The 15,041-nt window shown below is 63.6% G+C and carries 10 protein-coding genes and 2 pseudogenes; all 12 read right to left on the bottom strand.

Annotation, left to right across the window (positions count from 1 at the left end; translation table 11 throughout):
* Positions 1 to 138: 138 nt before the first annotated feature.
* The 12 genes and pseudogenes from J2Y83_RS14610 to J2Y83_RS14555 all read right to left on the bottom strand — a co-directional run bounded on the left by J2Y83_RS14610 (position 139) and on the right by J2Y83_RS14555 (position 15,038).
* Positions 139 to 900, bottom strand: coding sequence for a PIG-L deacetylase family protein (locus J2Y83_RS14610; protein WP_253396222.1), 762 nt, complete (start codon positions 898 to 900; stop codon positions 139 to 141).
* Positions 901 to 1,119: 219 nt separating this feature from the next.
* Positions 1,120 to 1,230 (bottom strand): annotated as a pseudogene (locus J2Y83_RS14605) (SAM-dependent methyltransferase); the annotation flags it as partial.
* A pseudogene (locus J2Y83_RS14600) lies at positions 1,221 to 1,340 on the bottom strand (PIG-L family deacetylase); the annotation flags it as partial. The pseudogenes J2Y83_RS14600 and J2Y83_RS14605, both read right to left, overlap by 10 nt.
* Positions 1,337 to 2,335, bottom strand: coding sequence for an acyl-CoA dehydrogenase (locus J2Y83_RS14595; RefSeq protein WP_253396221.1), 999 nt, complete (start codon positions 2,333 to 2,335; stop codon positions 1,337 to 1,339). The gene J2Y83_RS14595 and the pseudogene J2Y83_RS14600, both read right to left, overlap by 4 nt.
* A 1-nt stretch (position 2,336) precedes the next feature.
* Positions 2,337 to 4,496: a glycogen debranching protein GlgX gene (glgX, locus tag J2Y83_RS14590; RefSeq protein WP_253396220.1), complete on the bottom strand. Its 2,160-nt coding sequence runs from the start codon at positions 4,494 to 4,496 to the stop codon at positions 2,337 to 2,339.
* A gap of 129 nt (positions 4,497 to 4,625) precedes the next feature.
* On the bottom strand, positions 4,626 to 4,895 hold the full coding sequence (locus J2Y83_RS14585) for a DUF2934 domain-containing protein (protein ID WP_253396219.1): 270 nt from the start codon (positions 4,893 to 4,895) through the stop codon (positions 4,626 to 4,628).
* Between the two features lie 29 nt (positions 4,896 to 4,924).
* On the bottom strand, positions 4,925 to 7,687 hold the full coding sequence (locus J2Y83_RS14580) for a malto-oligosyltrehalose synthase (RefSeq protein WP_253396217.1): 2,763 nt from the start codon (positions 7,685 to 7,687) through the stop codon (positions 4,925 to 4,927).
* A complete protein-coding gene (gene malQ, locus J2Y83_RS14575) occupies positions 7,684 to 9,768 on the bottom strand; it encodes a 4-alpha-glucanotransferase (RefSeq protein ID WP_253396215.1) in 2,085 nt (694 codons plus the stop codon). The genes J2Y83_RS14580 and malQ overlap by 4 nt, the downstream gene beginning before the upstream one ends.
* The gene (gene treZ / locus J2Y83_RS14570; protein ID WP_253396213.1) at positions 9,765 to 11,510 is read right to left on the bottom strand and encodes a malto-oligosyltrehalose trehalohydrolase; all 1,746 of its coding nucleotides are present in this window, start codon (positions 11,508 to 11,510) and stop codon (positions 9,765 to 9,767) included. The genes malQ and treZ overlap by 4 nt, the downstream gene beginning before the upstream one ends.
* A 19-nt stretch (positions 11,511 to 11,529) precedes the next feature.
* On the bottom strand, positions 11,530 to 13,086 hold the full coding sequence (gene glgA, locus J2Y83_RS14565; RefSeq protein WP_253396211.1) for a glycogen synthase GlgA: 1,557 nt from the start codon (positions 13,084 to 13,086) through the stop codon (positions 11,530 to 11,532).
* Positions 13,087 to 13,579: 493 nt separating this feature from the next.
* Positions 13,580 to 14,533: a D-2-hydroxyacid dehydrogenase family protein gene (locus J2Y83_RS14560; RefSeq protein WP_253396209.1), complete on the bottom strand. Its 954-nt coding sequence runs from the start codon at positions 14,531 to 14,533 to the stop codon at positions 13,580 to 13,582.
* Positions 14,534 to 14,582: 49 nt separating this feature from the next.
* Complete coding sequence (locus J2Y83_RS14555; protein WP_253396208.1) at positions 14,583 to 15,038, bottom strand: YqaA family protein; 456 nt, start codon at positions 15,036 to 15,038, stop codon at positions 14,583 to 14,585.
* Between the last annotated feature and the right edge of the window lie 3 nt (positions 15,039 to 15,041).

Below are 15,041 nucleotides of genomic sequence, written 5' to 3'. Positions count from 1 at the left end.
CGGATTAGGGACTGCCGGTTACCCATTCTGAAAACATCGGCCAATGCAAAGGGTTGGCATGGCTTTCTCGATTGCACCTTAGTCGCACATCCAAGGGGCCGCTACTGTCAGAAATAACAGGTATAGACGAGTTAGGATCTAGACAAACACGATCTCATAAGGCTCGCGCATCCGCTCCAGCAGCACCTGGGCGAGCATCGGCGCCAGCCCGATCTCCGGGTCTCCGGCCAGTTGGCTGGCATAGGCATGGGCCGCGTGCAGTTTGCGCGCCACGCCCCAGGTATCGAGGCGTACCTTGCGCGCACGCTGCCAGGGGATCATCGAACCTTCCCGTGCCGTCCAATGCCAGGCCCAGATCGGCAGCTCATACAGACGCGCGCCGGTCAGGCTGCACGCCTTTGCGCTGGCACGGCCGACGGTGTCGTGGTCATCGTTGCCGTCGTTGCGCCAGGTGGTGAAGACCACATCGCCGGGCTGCAGGTAACGCGCAATGAGTTGGCTGACGGGGTGTTCACTGGCGGCGAGCGCGTCATCGCGAAACCCGCCGCGAATCCACTTCAGGCTGTGCAGTGGCATGCCCAACCGGCGCAGCGCTTCGACGCTTTCCTGCGGCCGCACCACGCTCAAGCGGCTCGCCGGCCAGACATTCGAGCCGGGATGGCTGGCGCTGCCGTCAGTGATGGAAATCAACAGGATCGGGTGTTCAAGGGTGCTGAGCCGTTGCAGCAAACCGCCACAGGCCAACACTTCATCGCCCGGGTGGGGCGCGATGATGACCACCCGCGCGCCCGGGGGAACCAACGAGTGGGGATGAATAGCGGGAATTTGTGCCAACTGTGGGGCACTGTTCCAGATTTGCGCTGGGCCGCGGCGGCCTTCGCTCAGGGAGGCGGGCTTCATGGGAGTCACGTCCTTGTCAGTTGATGCAGGGTCGTAGCCCGTTGACGGGACGACGCTCTTTTATTGGCCGCAGGCTGCGCTGCAGTGTTCGCTCGGCATTCCATCCCTGGATTGCCGGCAGGGCGTCATCAGCATAGTCAAGGATTCGCCGCTTTCACATCCTGTAACCACGATTTTTTAAGGGACCTGCATCTGGCTCTTCAAGTCATCGCCAAAGCCACCTTCGGCGCGGCAGTCCAGGCGGGCGCGATCAATCAGGCGGCCGAGGTCATCGGCGTCGAGGTAGTAACACAGTTCACTTAGCACGATCAGGTCGAACCTGCGCGATGGCCTTCAGGCACCAACTGTTCGACGCTGATCTGCACCAGTTCGGCCATGTGGGACGAGGCCTGCCACTGATGCAGCGGCGTGCCCTGGCCCAGGATCGGATTGGCTTTCATAACTGCCACCTCCCTGGGGGCTCGCCGGCAACCTGTTCGCCGAGGGCGGCCAGGTCGCGCTCGGCATGGCTTTGACGCACATACACCGGCAGATCCGCCATCAGTTGGGCAAAGTGCGGGTCTTTGCCAAAAGGCCCAGCGCCGGCTGCGCGACCAACATGGCGCATGACCTGTTCAACCGTGTCTTCGAGGGCCGCGCGTACCTGTTGGGCCAACTGCCTGGCATCGGCGCGCGGGGCGCGGTCGATCTGCCGCGCACTGGCGCGCAGCACACAGGCGGCACTGTTCAAGGCACTGTCGACCGCGCCGAGGTGCGCCAGGGCATGCGGCTCGGGGCGCCTGTTGCACTGCTCGCGCAGCACTTCGGCCAGACGCTGCGCAGCGCCATACCAGCACGCCGCGATACCAACGCCGCCTTGCCAGAAACCGGGGCGGGCGAGGTAGTCGCCGGGCCCACCGACGGCAACCCCGGTGGCGCCCGCGAACAGAATGTCGACGCTGCCGGTGGCCGCCATGCCCACGGCATGCCAGCCCTCATCGGTCACGGTGATGCCGGGCTGGCCCATGTCCACTGCGACCAATTGCTGGCGATCCTCCTCGTCCCAGGCGGTCAGCAACCCATGGCTGACCACCGCCGCACCGGAGCACCAGGCTTTACGCCCCTCCAGCAGCAGGCGGTGGCCATCGCGCCGCGCCCGCACCCTGGCCGTCGGCGGTTCGGCTGCCCACATGCCCCAGATGCTGCCCTCCGGCGGCAACGGGCTGCGCAGCTCGGCAATGACGGCCAAGGCATCGGCGTGGCCTTCGAACAACTTGCACAGTCGCAGGTCGTGCCCGGCCACCTGGGCCAGACGACTGAACCGCTCAAGGGTCTGGCCACTGCCGGGGAAGGGCAGTTGGTCCAGGCCTGCTGCCTGCAGCGCCTTCAGGGCCGCGCCCAGAGCCTGCGTGTCCGCATAACCCCGGTAGCCTTGAAGGAACCCATGTAGACCCACGTCACACCTCGTCGTCGTGCTGCAGTTCAAACAGCAGCAGCGAGCGCCCGGTGACGGCGTATTCATGGTGGAAATCAAAGCGCTCCTGACCGCGTACCGCCGTGTCATTGGTGTCGAGCATGCAGGTCCAGAACTGGCCTTCCGGAACGGGGGGCAGGCTGAAATTGACCTGGTCGTGATGGGCGTTGACCACCAGCAGCAAGGTCGCATCGCCACCCGGACGGCGAATCCCGGTCTCCTGGGCACGGCCATCCATCAGCATGCCCAGGCAGCGGCCGTGGCTGTCTTCCCATTGCTCGGTGCTCATCTCGTTGCCATCCGGCGCGAGCCAGGTGACGTCCTTCACGCCGATCTCTTCGTTGTAGTCGCCCACCAGGAAACGGCCACGCCGCAGGATCGGGTAAGCCATGCGCAGTTTGATCAAGCGTTTCACAAACTTGAGCAGCGCCTTGCCGTCATCGTCCAGTTCCCAGTTGACCCAGCCGATCTCGCTGTCCTGGCAGTAGGCGTTGTTGTTGCCGTGCTGGGTACGCGCGAACTCATCCCCGGCCACCAGCATCGGCGTGCCCTGGGCGAGCAACAGGGTGGCGAAGAAATTGCGCATCTGGCGCAGGCGCAGGGCGTTGATTTCCGGGTCGTCGGTGGGACCTTCGACGCCATGGTTCCACGACAGGTTGTTGTTGCTGCCGTCCTGGTTGTTTTCGTCGTTGGCTTCGTTGTGCTTGTCGTTGTACGACACCAAGTCATGCAGGGTGAAACCGTCGTGGGCGGTGATGAAGTTCATCGAGCTGTAAGGCCTGCGGCCACGGTGGTTGAACATTTCGCCCGACGCGGTCATGCGTCCGGCGAAGTCCGCCAGTTGGCCGTCATCACCTTTCCAGAAGGCGCGCACGGTGTCGCGGAAACGGTCGTTCCATTCCACCCAGCCCGGCGGGAAATTGCCCACCTGATAGCCGCCGGGGCCGCAGTCCCAGGGTTCGGCGATGAGTTTCAACTGGCGCAGTACCGGGTCTTGACGGCAGGCGACGAGGAAACTGTGGCGCTCGTCGAACCCGTCACGATAACGGCCGAGGATGGTCGCCAGGTCGAAGCGGAACCCGTCGACATGCATCTCGGTGGCCCAGTAGCGCAGGGAGTCGGTGACCATCTGCAGCACGCACGGGTGGCTCAGGTCCAGGGTGTTGCCGGTGCCGGAGTCGTTGATATAGAAACGCTTGTCGTCCGGCATCAGGCGGTAGTAGGAGGCGTTGTCGATGCCGCGCATGGACAGGGTCGGGCCGCGCTCGTTGCCTTCGGCGGTGTGGTTGTAGACCACGTCGAGGATCACTTCCAGCTTGGCTTCGTGCAGGTGCGCGACCATCTCCTTGAACTCGGCGATCTTGCCGCTGGCCAGGTAGCGCGGGTCCGGCGCGAAGAAGGCGATGCTGTTGTAGCCCCAGTAGTTGGTCATGTCTTTTTCCAGCAGATGCTGGTCGTTGACAAAGGCATGTACCGGCAACAGTTCGACGGAAGAAATACCCAACTGACGGATGTGCTTGAGCACATCGTCTTCCATCAGCCCGGCGCAGGTGCCGCGCACGGCTTCGCCGACGCTGGGGTGACGCATGCTGATGCCGCGCAGGTGGGTTTCATAAATGATCGTGCGGTCCCACGGCACGCGCACCGGCTGGTCGTTGCCCCAGGTGTGCGCCGGGTCGATGACCTTGCACTTGGGCACGAAGGGCGCGCTGTCGCGTTCGTCGAAACTGAGGTCGTCGTCGGGGTGGCCGATGGTGTAGCCGAACAGCGCTTCGGACCATTTAAGTGCGCCCACCAGCTGTTTGGCGTAGGGGTCGATCAGCAATTTGTGGTGGTTGAAACGGTGGCCGTTGGCCGGGTCATACGCGCCGTACACACGGTAGCCGTAAATCAGCCCAGGGTGGGCGTCGGGCAGGTAGCCGTGGAAGATCTCATCGGTGTATTCGGGAAGTTCGATACGTTCGAGCTCGACAACGCCGGCGTCGTCGAACAGGCACAGCTCGACTTTGGTGGCGTTGGCCGAGAACAGCGCAAAGTTGACACCCAGGCCGTCCCAGGTCGCGCCCAGGGGGAAGGGCAAACCTTCGCGAATCCGCGACGGCTCGGGGGCCGGCGTCGCTGGGGTTTTATCGGCTTTGCTCATTGTGTTGCTCCTGCACAGGTCTTTTTTCGGGCCGAACGTGGCCCTGCTGACGAGGGTTCAGCTGATGATCCAGAAAGTGCTCGACCTCCGACCGGGGTTGCCGGCGGGAGGTTCATGAGGCCACAGGGTTTACGGCTTGGGTTTTTTCGCGGCCGCCGGCTTTTTAGCCGCCGGCGCTGCCGGTTTGCCTGGGGCCGCTGCCGGCGGCTTGGCTTTCGCAGCCGGCTTGGCTGGGGTTTTCGGCTTGGCGGCGGGTTTGGGTTTGCTTGGCGTCAGCGCTTCGGCCTCGGCCAGCTTGCGGGCCATCTCCCAATGGCGCGCCTCCTGACCTTGCGGCTTACCCTCCGATTCCCAGATCTGATACGCGAATTCTCGAACACGTTTGTCTTCAGTACTCATCACAATGTTCCTCGCAGAAAATTTCAGCTTTATTGATCATCAGGATTGATAAAGACATTGACCGGGAAATCCTCCAGCGCAGTACTGATTAACAGCTCCTTGTCTGCTGTGACTGCGCCTGTATGAAAAAGTCCCTTCCAGTTTTCGGTTGGCGCGGCGAACGGTAATTTCACCCGCGTATCGCCCCAAACCCGCGCATTGACCTGGGGATACACACCATTTTCCAGCAGGCGATGGGGCCAGCGTGGCACCACCACCAGTACGCGCATGCCCTGGTGTTCGCGGCAGAACGCAACCACGTGCTCGGCGTGTTGGCCGACCACGTCCAAGGGCGTGTAGCTGCCCCGATGGAACACCTCAGGATGGGCCTTGCGCAAGGCCAGCACCTGGGCAATCAAGGCTTGTTTGATGCGCCCGTCATGCCAGTTGAACAACAGCTCGCCCATGTCTGGCAGGGTCTCCAGCGCGCGTTGCCGTGCGTTGAAATCCACCGGGCGACGGTTGTCCGGGTCCACCAGGCTGAAGTCCCAGAACTCATCGCCCTGGTACAGGTCCGGCACACCCGGCACGGTGACTCGAAGCAAGGATTGCGCCAGCCCATTGAGTGCGCCGGCGGGGGCAATGGCCTGGGCGGCGGCGCTGATGGCCGTGCGCAGTGCGCGGCCTGCGTCGCTGAGCAGTAGGCGCGTGAGAAAGGTTTCCACGCCCTGCTCGTAGGCCTCGTTGGGGGCACTCCAACTGCTCTGCAATTTGGCTTCGCGCAGGGCTTTTTGTTGCCATTGCCAGAGGCGTTGTTGATAGGCCTCGAGTGCCGGCTGGTCATCCAGGTGCAGGTCCAGCGGCCAACTGCCGAGCAGGGCCTGATAGAGGATCAATTCATCGCCCGCCGACGGGCTGGTGGCATCGCTGCGCAACGGTGCGGCTAGCGTGCGCCAATGCTCCACGTGTTCGGCATACCAGGCGGCGCACTCACTCAGCACGGCCAAGCGGGCGCGGCTGTCTTCGCCGCGTTTGTGGTCGTGGGTGGCGGTGGCCAGCAGGTTGTCGGGGAACGCCTGCAAGCGCTGCTGATTGGCCGCGTGAAAATCGGCCAGCGGTGCGCTGAACTGTTCGGTACTGAAGCCCACGTCGTTGCGCGACAGCAACACCGCCGAGCGATAGAACGCGGTGTCTTCCACGGCTTTGGCGGCGGCAGGCGAGGTCAATTGCTGGAAGCGCACGCAGGCATGCTTGAGCAGTTTGCGCTCGCGGCCGATCGGACGATTGCGCCACGGCTGGCCACCCAGCCATTTGTCCAGGTTGTCCAGCACCGGCCAGTCGCCTTCGCTCAAGGTGTTGCGAGCGCCGGCCAGGGCTTGCTGGAAAAACACATCGTCGCGCTCGCTACGGCCAAGGGCGCTGACGTAAGTGCGGTACACCGGGAAATGCACGATCAATTCTTGCAGCGCACGGCGGATCGCGCCGAGCGTCAGGTCACGGCTCATCACGTCGTCGCGGGCCACTTGCAGCAGGGCCTGGGCCACGCTTTCGAAGTCGCCGGCGAGGGAACCGTTGAGGATCTGCTGGCGCGCCAGCCAGGCTTCTTCGATAAAGGCCGACGGCCGTTCGCTGTGGCGTGTCCACAGCTCGGCCAGCGTTTCGAAGCCCTGCGGGTCGTGTTGCAGCAGCGACAGCTGGTTCATGAATTCGTAGCCGGTGGTGCCGTCCACCTTCCAGTCATGGCGCAGGGTTTCGCCTTCGCCGAGGATTTTTTCGACGAAGATCGGTAAGTGACGTTCGGGCGACAGCGCATCGACCCGACGGCGCAGCTTGCGGCAATACCCGCGTGGGTCGGCCAGCCCGTCGATATGGTCGATGCGCAGGCCATCCACCAGACCTGCGTTGATCAGATCGAAGATCTTGCCGTGGGTGGCTTCGAACACGGCGCTGCGCTCTACGCGCAGGCCGCCCAGTTCGTTGACATCGAAGAAGCGTCGCCAGTTGATATCGTCCGCTGCGGTGCGCCAGCTAGCCAGGCGGTAAGTCTGTTGCTCCAACAGCGCGTGCAGGCGCTGGAAACCTTCGGGTTGGCGTGCGTCGAAGGCGCTCAGGCGGCGTTCGATGGCCTTTCCCTCGGCGCTATGGGTGGCGCGTTCGGCCAGGGATTGTTTGAGCCAGGCGGCTTCGGCGTAGGCGTCGTCCTGGAAGGCGAGGGCGCTGAAGCGGTCGGCGAGCGGTTTGAGCAGGTCATCGGCGCCCAGAATCATCGCGTAATCCCGTGGGCAGATCGGGAAGCGGTGCTCGTAGTGCTCGACGAAAAAACTGCCGTGTGCCGCGTCGAAGTGCAGGGTCAGCGTGCCGGTTTGCAGGGCTTCGCCGTAGTCGCTGCCGAGGAACGGCATGAGCAGTTGGCCCTTGAGCAGCGGGTCGGGCGAGTGCCATTGAATGTCAAAAAATTCACTGTAGGGGCTCAACCGGCCCCATTCCAGCAGGTCGAGCCACCAGGGGTTATCGGCGCCGCCCACGGCCATGTGGTTGGACACGATGTCGAGGATCAGCCCCATATCGTGCTCGCGCAGGGCGGCCACCAGGCGGCGCAACGCCGCTTCGCCGCCCAGTTCCGGGTTGACGCTGGTCGGGTCGACGACGTCATAGCCATGCATCGAACCTGCGCGGGCGCTGAGCAGCGGTGAGGCATACACATGGCTGATACCCAGCCGCGCGAAATACGGCACCAGGGGCACCGCGTCATCGAGGGTGAAGCCTTTATGGAATTGCAGGCGCTGGGTGGCGCGCAGGGGCAGGGCCTTCATCGGTCACGCTCATGGGCTTGATTGCGCGCCACGGCCAGCAGTTCCAGGCGGCGGGCGGCACCGGCATTGTCGAGCAGGCTCGCCGCCTCACCTGGCAGGCGCCGACGCCAATTGGGGTGGGTGTCGGTGGTGCCGGGCAGGTTGGCTTGTTCTTCGAGGCCCAAGGCGTCTTCCAACGGCAGCAGCACCAGCGGCGCACGGGTGTGGCCCAGGTAGCGCACGCTGGCGTCGATCATGTGGTCGGTTTCATTGCGCACTTCATCGACGAAGTTCTGCGGGTCCTGGCTCAAGGCCTGGCGCAGTGCCTGGCGTTCGCGCAGGCGGTGCTCGCGCCATTGCTCCGTGCCGGGTGCATCGATCAAGCCGAGCTGGACGTTCCAGTCGATATCGCGGCTGTGCCACCAGCCATTGAGGGTGGGCAAATCGTGGGTGCTGGTGGTGGCCAGGGCGTTGTCCGGCCAGTCGAGGATCGGCTTGAATTGGCCGTCGTGGCCCTGTTCGAACAGCAGCACGCGCATGCCGAGAATCGAGCGGCCGATGAGTTTGTCGCGCAGGCCATCGGGCACGGTGCCGAGGTCTTCGCCGAGGACGATGGCCTGGTGGCGGTGGGATTCCAGCGCCAGCAGACGCAACAGGTCGTCCACCGGGTAATACAGGTAGGCGCCGTCCTGCGGCGAGGCGTCCATGGGGATCACCCACAGGCGCTGCAGGCCCATCACGTGGTCGATACGCAAGCCGCCGGCATGGGCGAAATTGGCCCGCAGCATTTCGATAAAGGCGCGGAAGCCGTGGCGCTTGAGACCTTCGGGGGCGAAGGCGGAGATGCCCCAGCCTTGGCCGGCGCGGTTGAGGATGTCCGGCGGCGCGCCGACGGTCAGGCCGGCGAGCAATTCATCCTGACGGCTCCAGGCCTGGCTGCCGCCGCCGTCGGCACCGACGGCCAGGTCGGCGATCAGGCCGATACCCATGCCGCTGCCACGGGCGGCTTGTTGCGCGCGTTCCAGGCAGCGCGCGATCAGCCATTGGCCGAAGGCGTAAAAGCCGATGTCGTCGCGGTTTGCTTCGGCGAAGTGTACGAGCGCCGGGCTTTGCGGGCTGCGCCATTCCTCTGGCCAATGGCGCCAGTCGAGGTCTTCCCCGGCGGCGGCACGCGCGGCCTGTATGGCTTCGAAACGGCAGTGGTTTTCCAGGGCTTCAGCGCCGGCCTGGCGGAAACTGAGGAAGTCGGCGTGTTGCGGGTGATGACCGTGACGGAAGTCGTCATACAGGGCACGCAACAGGCGTTGTTTGGCCTTGGCTGCGGCGGGCCAGTCGATCAGGGTGTGTTGTTCGAGAGTGTGCAGTTCATCGGCCAAACCGCAGGCCTCGATGGCATTGCGCACTTCGCGCTCACCCAGGATGCAGCCGGGCGATGCGTACAGGCTATTGAGAAACAGCCGGCTCGACGGCGAATACGGGCTGTAGCGCTCGGGGTCGGCGCTGAACATCGCGTGCATCGGGCTGATCGCCAGGGCATCGGCGCCGCGTTCGGCGGCCGAGCGGGCCAGGTGTTCCAGGGCCAGGGTGTCGCCGAACCCGCCGTCGCCGAGGCGGCGCAGGGCATACAACTGGGCGCTTAGGCCCCAGGCTCGCGGGGTGTGGCTGTCGACGGCGTCAGCGACGCGGTAGCAGTGGCGGGGCGCCACGGCCAGGGTGAAGGTCTGGCCGGCGATATGCACTTGGTGGTAACCGAGGGCGATCACGCCGGGCAGCACCGCGTCACGGTCGAGGTGCAATTCCATGACTTCGCCGCCCTCCAGGCTGACCCGGCAGGCGGTGTCGGGCTCGAAGTAGCGAGCCAGATCCAGGCCTTCGCCGCTGTCGACGGTGAGCAAGGGCGGCAGGTGTTTGTCCTGTTGGACCTGCTCCAGGTCGCGCAGGCTGGCGTTGATCTCGGCATCGTTGTCGGCCGGGTGGCCCAGGCCTTTGAGGACGGCGCGCAGGGCGTCGGGGCTGACACGTTGCGGGCGGCCGTTTGCGTCGATCCAATCGACGGCCAGGCCCGCTCGGCCAGCGAGGATTTCCAGGTTCGCTTCGCTCAAGAGTGCTCTCCAACAGGGGATAGGGTAACGCGTGCGCTGAAGGGCGCCAGGTGCGTGTGGTCATGGGCCGGCGTCTGGAACAGTACGTGCTGCCCAGCGGCGTGAGCCAGGGCCATGGCACTCAGGTTCAGGTCGATCTGCAACAGGCTGCCATTGCCCAGGCGCCAACGCGCGGTGACGGCGCCGTCTGCCAGCACCTGGGCACCGAGCGCAATGCTGCCGGGTAAATGCGGCACGATATGCGTGTGCCGCAGGTTCAGCAGGTGACGGTAGAACTGGGTGTGCGCGTTCTCGGCGAAAGACGGCGCTGACTGCTCAAAGGTCGACAGCGCGTTGGGGTCGGGAATCCGCGCGCGGCGCTCCGGGTCGTGGAACGCGGCAAAGTCGGCGAATTCATTGCGTCGACCTTCACGTACCGCTTCAGCCAGTTCGCCATGGTGGTCGGTGAAAAACAGAAACGGCTCGCTGGCGTTGACTTCGTCGCCCATGAACAGCAACGGGATCATCGGCGACAACAGCAGCAAGGTGGTCGCTGCCTTGAGCGCCTGGGGCGAACAGAGCTGGTGCAGGCGTTCGCCGAGGGCGCGGTTGCCGATCTGGTCGTGGTTCTGCAAAAACGCGACGAAGGCGGTGGGTGGCAAGCCGCTGCTGGGTTCGCCGCGCGCATGCCCGTGGCGTGTGGTGTGGCCCTGGTAAATAAAGCCTTCGCCGAGGCAACGTGCGAGTTTGGCGGTAGGCGTTTGGGCAAAGTCGCTGTAGTAGGCATCGGTTTCGCCGGTCAGTAAAACGTGCAACACGTTGTGGAAGTCGTCGTTCCACTGCGCATCGAAATCGTGCTTCAACAGGCTGGCCTGGTTGAGTTCGTTTTCCAGCACCAGCCATACGTGACGGCCGGTGTCGACCTGTTGGCGCACCCGTTGTGCCAGCTCATGCAGGAAGCCGGGGTTGTCGATGGCGTGTACCGCGTCCAGGCGCAGGCCGTCGAAGCGGTAGTCGAGCAGCCACATCAGGGCGTTATCCAGAAAGAAGTTCCGCACTTCACGCCGATCGAAGTCGATGCCGGCGCCCCATGGTGTGTGTACATCTTCCTGGAAGAAGTCTTTGGCGTACTGGCCCAGGTAGTTGCCATCGGGGCCGAAGTGGTTGTAGACCACGTCGAGGATGACCGCGAGCCCGTGTTCATGCGCGCTGTCGATCAGATGCTTGAGCTGTTCGGGACTGCCGTAGGAGGACTGCGGTGCGTAGGGCAGAACGCCGTCATAGCCCCAATTGCGCTCGCCGGGAAATTGCGCCAGGGGCATCAGCTCAATCGCGGTAACGCCCAGCTCGGCCAGGCGCGGCAGGTGTTTTTCGACTTGCGCGTAGCCCCCCAGCGCACCGACATGCAGTTCGTAGATCACGGCTTCATGCCAGGGCCGGCCTTGCCAGTGGTTGTGTCGCCATGCATAGGCGAGCGAGTCGACCACCAGGCTCCAGCCGTGCACGTCCGCGTCCTGGGCCCTGGACGCGGGGTCGGGAACATCCATTTCGCCATCGATGTTGTAGCGATAGCGCGTGCCCGCGGGGCACGTTATCTCCGTCTCGAACCAGCCATCTGCCTGGGGCAGCATGGCTATTGACTTACCATCTTCCAATTCAACGCTGACATAAAACGCGTCTGGCGCCCACAACGCGAAACGCGTGTGTTGCGCGTCCAGCATGATTGCGCCGTGGGGCCAGGTTTCCAGAGTCCGTAACGGCATCTATGAAGACCTCCCTTGATTATTTAGTCGATTTCCCCAAGGCCTTGGCCACCAGTTGTTCATACAGTTCTGCATAGGGTTCGACCGCCTGGCACCAGTTGAATGGCTGGGTCATGGCGCGGCAGCGCATGGCGTTGAGCAGGCCTGGGTAGGCGAACACTTTGAACGCACGGCTCAGGGCTTCGCGGTAGCTGTCCACGCTGGATTCGTTGAACAGGAACCCGGTGACGCCGTCTTCGATGGTGTCCGCCAGGCCGCCGGTGTTGCGCGCGACCGGCAGCGAGCCGAAACGCTGGGCGTACATCTGGCTCAAGCCGCATGGTTCATAGCGCGACGGCATCAGCAGAAAGTCACTGCCGGCAAACATGCGACGGGCGTCGGTTTCGTTGAAGCCGATGCGCACGCCGACCTGGCCCGGGAAGCGCAGCGCCAGTTCGCGCATGGCGTGTTCTTCTTCCGGCTCGCCACGGCCGATGATCGCGATCTGGCCGCCGTTCTCGACGATAAAACTGGCGACCGCTTCGGTCAGGTCCAGGCCTTTCTGATAGACCAGCCGCGAGACCACGGCGAACAGCGGGCCGCTGGAGTCGTGCAGGCCAAACAGGCTGCGCACGTGAGCGGCGTTGAGCGCCTTGCCTTCCCAGTCGCCGATATTGAAGTTGTGGGTCAGGTGCGTGTCAGTGGAGGCTTCCCAGCTTTCGTCGATACCGTTGGGAATGCCGCTGAGCAGGCCTTGCTGGGTCTTGCTGGCGAGAAAGCCGTCCAGCCCGCAGCCGAATTCCGGGGTGGTGATTTCCTGGGCGTAAGTGGCGCTCACGGTGGTGATGTGACTGGAGTAGGCCATCCCCGCCTTGAGGAACGACATCTTGCCGTAGAACTCCATGCCTTCCTGTTGCAGGGCATGGGGCGGAATACCCAGCTCCGGCGTGGAGGCGAGGCTGACCACGCCCTGATACGCCAGGTTATGGATGGTGAACAGGGTGGGCGTGCGTGACCCACGCCAGTGCATATAGGCAGGCGCCAGGCCGGCGGGCCAGTCGTGGGCATGCACCAGGTCCGGGCACCAGTGGATTTGGGCGAGGTTGGCGGCCATGTCGGCAGCGGCCAGGCCCAGGCGTGCGAAGCGAATATGGTTATCCGGCCAGTCGCGGCCGTTGTTGGCGCCATAGGGCGTGCCTTCGCGCTCGTACAGTTCAGGGCAGATCAGTACGTAGATCACCAGGCCGTCCTTGAGGTCCATACGCCCGATCTTGCACGGCGGCAGCGCGGCGTGGCCACCCAGTTCACCGATGATATGGATCGGGTTGTCGCTTTCCATCACCTGCGGGTAACCGGGGATCAGCACACGCACATCGTGCAAGTGCGCCATGGCGCGGGGCAGGGCAGCGGAGACGTCGCCGAGGCCGCCGGTTTTAACCAGGTCGGCAAATTCGGAGGTGACGAACAAGACTTTCTTTCGATTGGGGTTATGACTCGCGATCGGCCGCACAGTGTTGGGCAGATCGACCAACGATGTTGGCCCCCCTGCCGATTTACTAAAACGCTCTCCCTGAGTATCTACTGCGGCACTGATCATAGTTCTCTCCCACATGTTGGTTGGCTGATGGCCCGCTGCCACTAGCTCCGAAGACCGCTTCCTGCGGCCAGACGCACAAGCGCTATACAAACTGGCAAGGCTTGTGCCAGTTGCACGGTTAGCTGAAATAGATTGGATGGACGGGCATTCGGTCTGAACCGTTTATGCACGCCTAACCCTAAACCTGACCTACGGCAGAGTTCTAAAGTTTCGATTTTTTGCGGGGCTTTTGTTTTGGAACGGACCCATCGGTGATGAGTCTAGGACAAATCCTAAAGACTGTAGGGTTTATGTGGAAATTTTGTAGGACAAAAAACTTGTAACGATATGCGACATTGAAAAGCTGCGCAGGCGCTTGCGGATTAGCGCACTACGACTGTGGCTCGGGAGCGTGCTCACGCTGGGCGCGAAGCGGCCCCGATACAGGGCCGCGATGTAGCCAACGGGAGCAAGCGCCCTCGCCACAGTAGTGCGCGTGCGCCGAGTTGGTGCGTTAGCCGAGCACGCGAATGGGCGTGCCCTCGGCCCAGGCTTGGATATCCTCGATCATCTGCTGATAAAACTGCCGGTAATTCTGCTCGCTCACATACCCGACGTGAGGGGTGGCCAGCACATTCGGCAAATGGCGCAACGGATGTTCCACCGGCAGCGGCTCCTCGGCATACACATCCAGCGCTGCCCCCGCCAGGCGGCCGTTGCTCAATGCCTGCAGCAGCGCGGGTTCGTCCACAATCGGCCCGCGTGCCGTGTTGACCAGGCGTGCCGTCGGTTTCATCCAGCCGAGCGCCTCGGCATCCACCAGCCCACGGCTACGCTCGCTGAGCACCAGGTGGATGGTGAGAATATCGGCCTGTTCGAACAAGTCGCGCTTGCTGACCCACGTCACCCCGGATTCCGCCGCGCGTTGCGGTGTAAGGTTTTCACTCCAGGCAATCACCCGCATTCCGAACACCTGGGCAAATTGCGCGACCTTCTGGCCGATGCTGCCCAGCCCGAGAATCCCCAGGGTCTGGCCATGCAGGTCGCCGCCCAGGCCCACCTGCCAGTGGCCGGCGCGCAGGGAATTGGCTTCGGCCAGGAGGTTGCGCGTGGACGCCATGATCAACGCCCAGGTCAGCTCCGGCGCCGCGTGTTTATAACTGTCGGTACCGCACACCTGGATACCGAGGGCTTTGGCGGCAGGGAGGTCGATGGCGGCGTTGCGCATGCCGCCGGTCACCAGCAGCTTGAGGTTCGGCAGGCCTTGCAGCAGGGGTTTATCGAAGGTCGAACGCTCGCGCATCACGCAGATCACGTCGAAGCCTTTCAGGCGTTCGAGCATCGTGGCGGTGTCTGCCGGATACTCATGCAGAAAATGCACCTGGCCGAGCGCCGCCAGGGCTGACCAGTCCACCACATCGCGGGCGACGTTCTGCCAATCGTCAATGACTGCGATCTGTAGCGACATTTATGCTTGCCTCTTAAGAAGGTGGATTAGACCGATAAGTGGGGGGCTTTTAGCTCGCCGGGTAAGGGGGGCTCGATACCCATTGCAGGGTCAACGCGACCAGCACGCCATAACGCACGCCCTTGGCCAGGGTCACCAACAGCAAAAAACGCCACAGTGGCTCGCGCATCACCCCGGCGATCAAGGTCAGCGGGTCGCCAATGATCGGCAGCCAACTGAGCAATAACGTCCAATGCCCCCAGCGTTCATAGTGGCGGCGCGCCTTGTCGAGTTGCCTGGCGTTGACCGGAAACCAGCGCCGCGCCTTGAAGTGCTCGATCGAGCGCCCCAGCAGCCAATTGACCAGCGAGCCGAGTACATTGCCCAGCGTTGCGATGGCCAGCAGCCACCACAGGCTGTAATGCCCGCTGAGCAGCAGGCCCACCAGCACGGCTTCCGACTGCAAGGGCAGGAGGGTGGCGGCGCCGAATGCCGCGAAAAACAGCCCCAGGTAACCCGTCAGCATCGA

Origin of the sequence: Pseudomonas marginalis, from assembly GCF_024169655.1 — a bacterium.
Taxonomy (GTDB): domain Bacteria; phylum Pseudomonadota; class Gammaproteobacteria; order Pseudomonadales; family Pseudomonadaceae; genus Aquipseudomonas; species Aquipseudomonas paraveronii.
This window is presented reverse-complemented; position numbering and strand designations above follow the sequence as displayed.

Coding starts and splice junctions, on each gene's coding strand:
- J2Y83_RS14610 (WP_253396222.1), bottom strand. CDS start 900: ATGAAGCCCGCCTCCCTGAGCGAAGGCCGCCGCGGCCCAGCGCAAATC.
- glgX (WP_253396220.1), bottom strand. CDS start 4,496: ATGAGCAAAGCCGATAAAACCCCAGCGACGCCGGCCCCCGAGCCGTCG.
- J2Y83_RS14585 (WP_253396219.1), bottom strand. CDS start 4,895: ATGAGTACTGAAGACAAACGTGTTCGAGAATTCGCGTATCAGATCTGG.
- J2Y83_RS14580 (WP_253396217.1), bottom strand. CDS start 7,687: ATGAAGGCCCTGCCCCTGCGCGCCACCCAGCGCCTGCAATTCCATAAA.
- treZ (WP_253396213.1), bottom strand. CDS start 11,510: ATGCCGTTACGGACTCTGGAAACCTGGCCCCACGGCGCAATCATGCTG.
- glgA (WP_253396211.1), bottom strand. CDS start 13,086: ATGATCAGTGCCGCAGTAGATACTCAGGGAGAGCGTTTTAGTAAATCG.
- J2Y83_RS14560 (WP_253396209.1), bottom strand. CDS start 14,533: ATGTCGCTACAGATCGCAGTCATTGACGATTGGCAGAACGTCGCCCGC.
- J2Y83_RS14555 (WP_253396208.1), bottom strand. CDS start 15,038: ATGCTGACGGGTTACCTGGGGCTGTTTTTCGCGGCATTCGGCGCCGCC.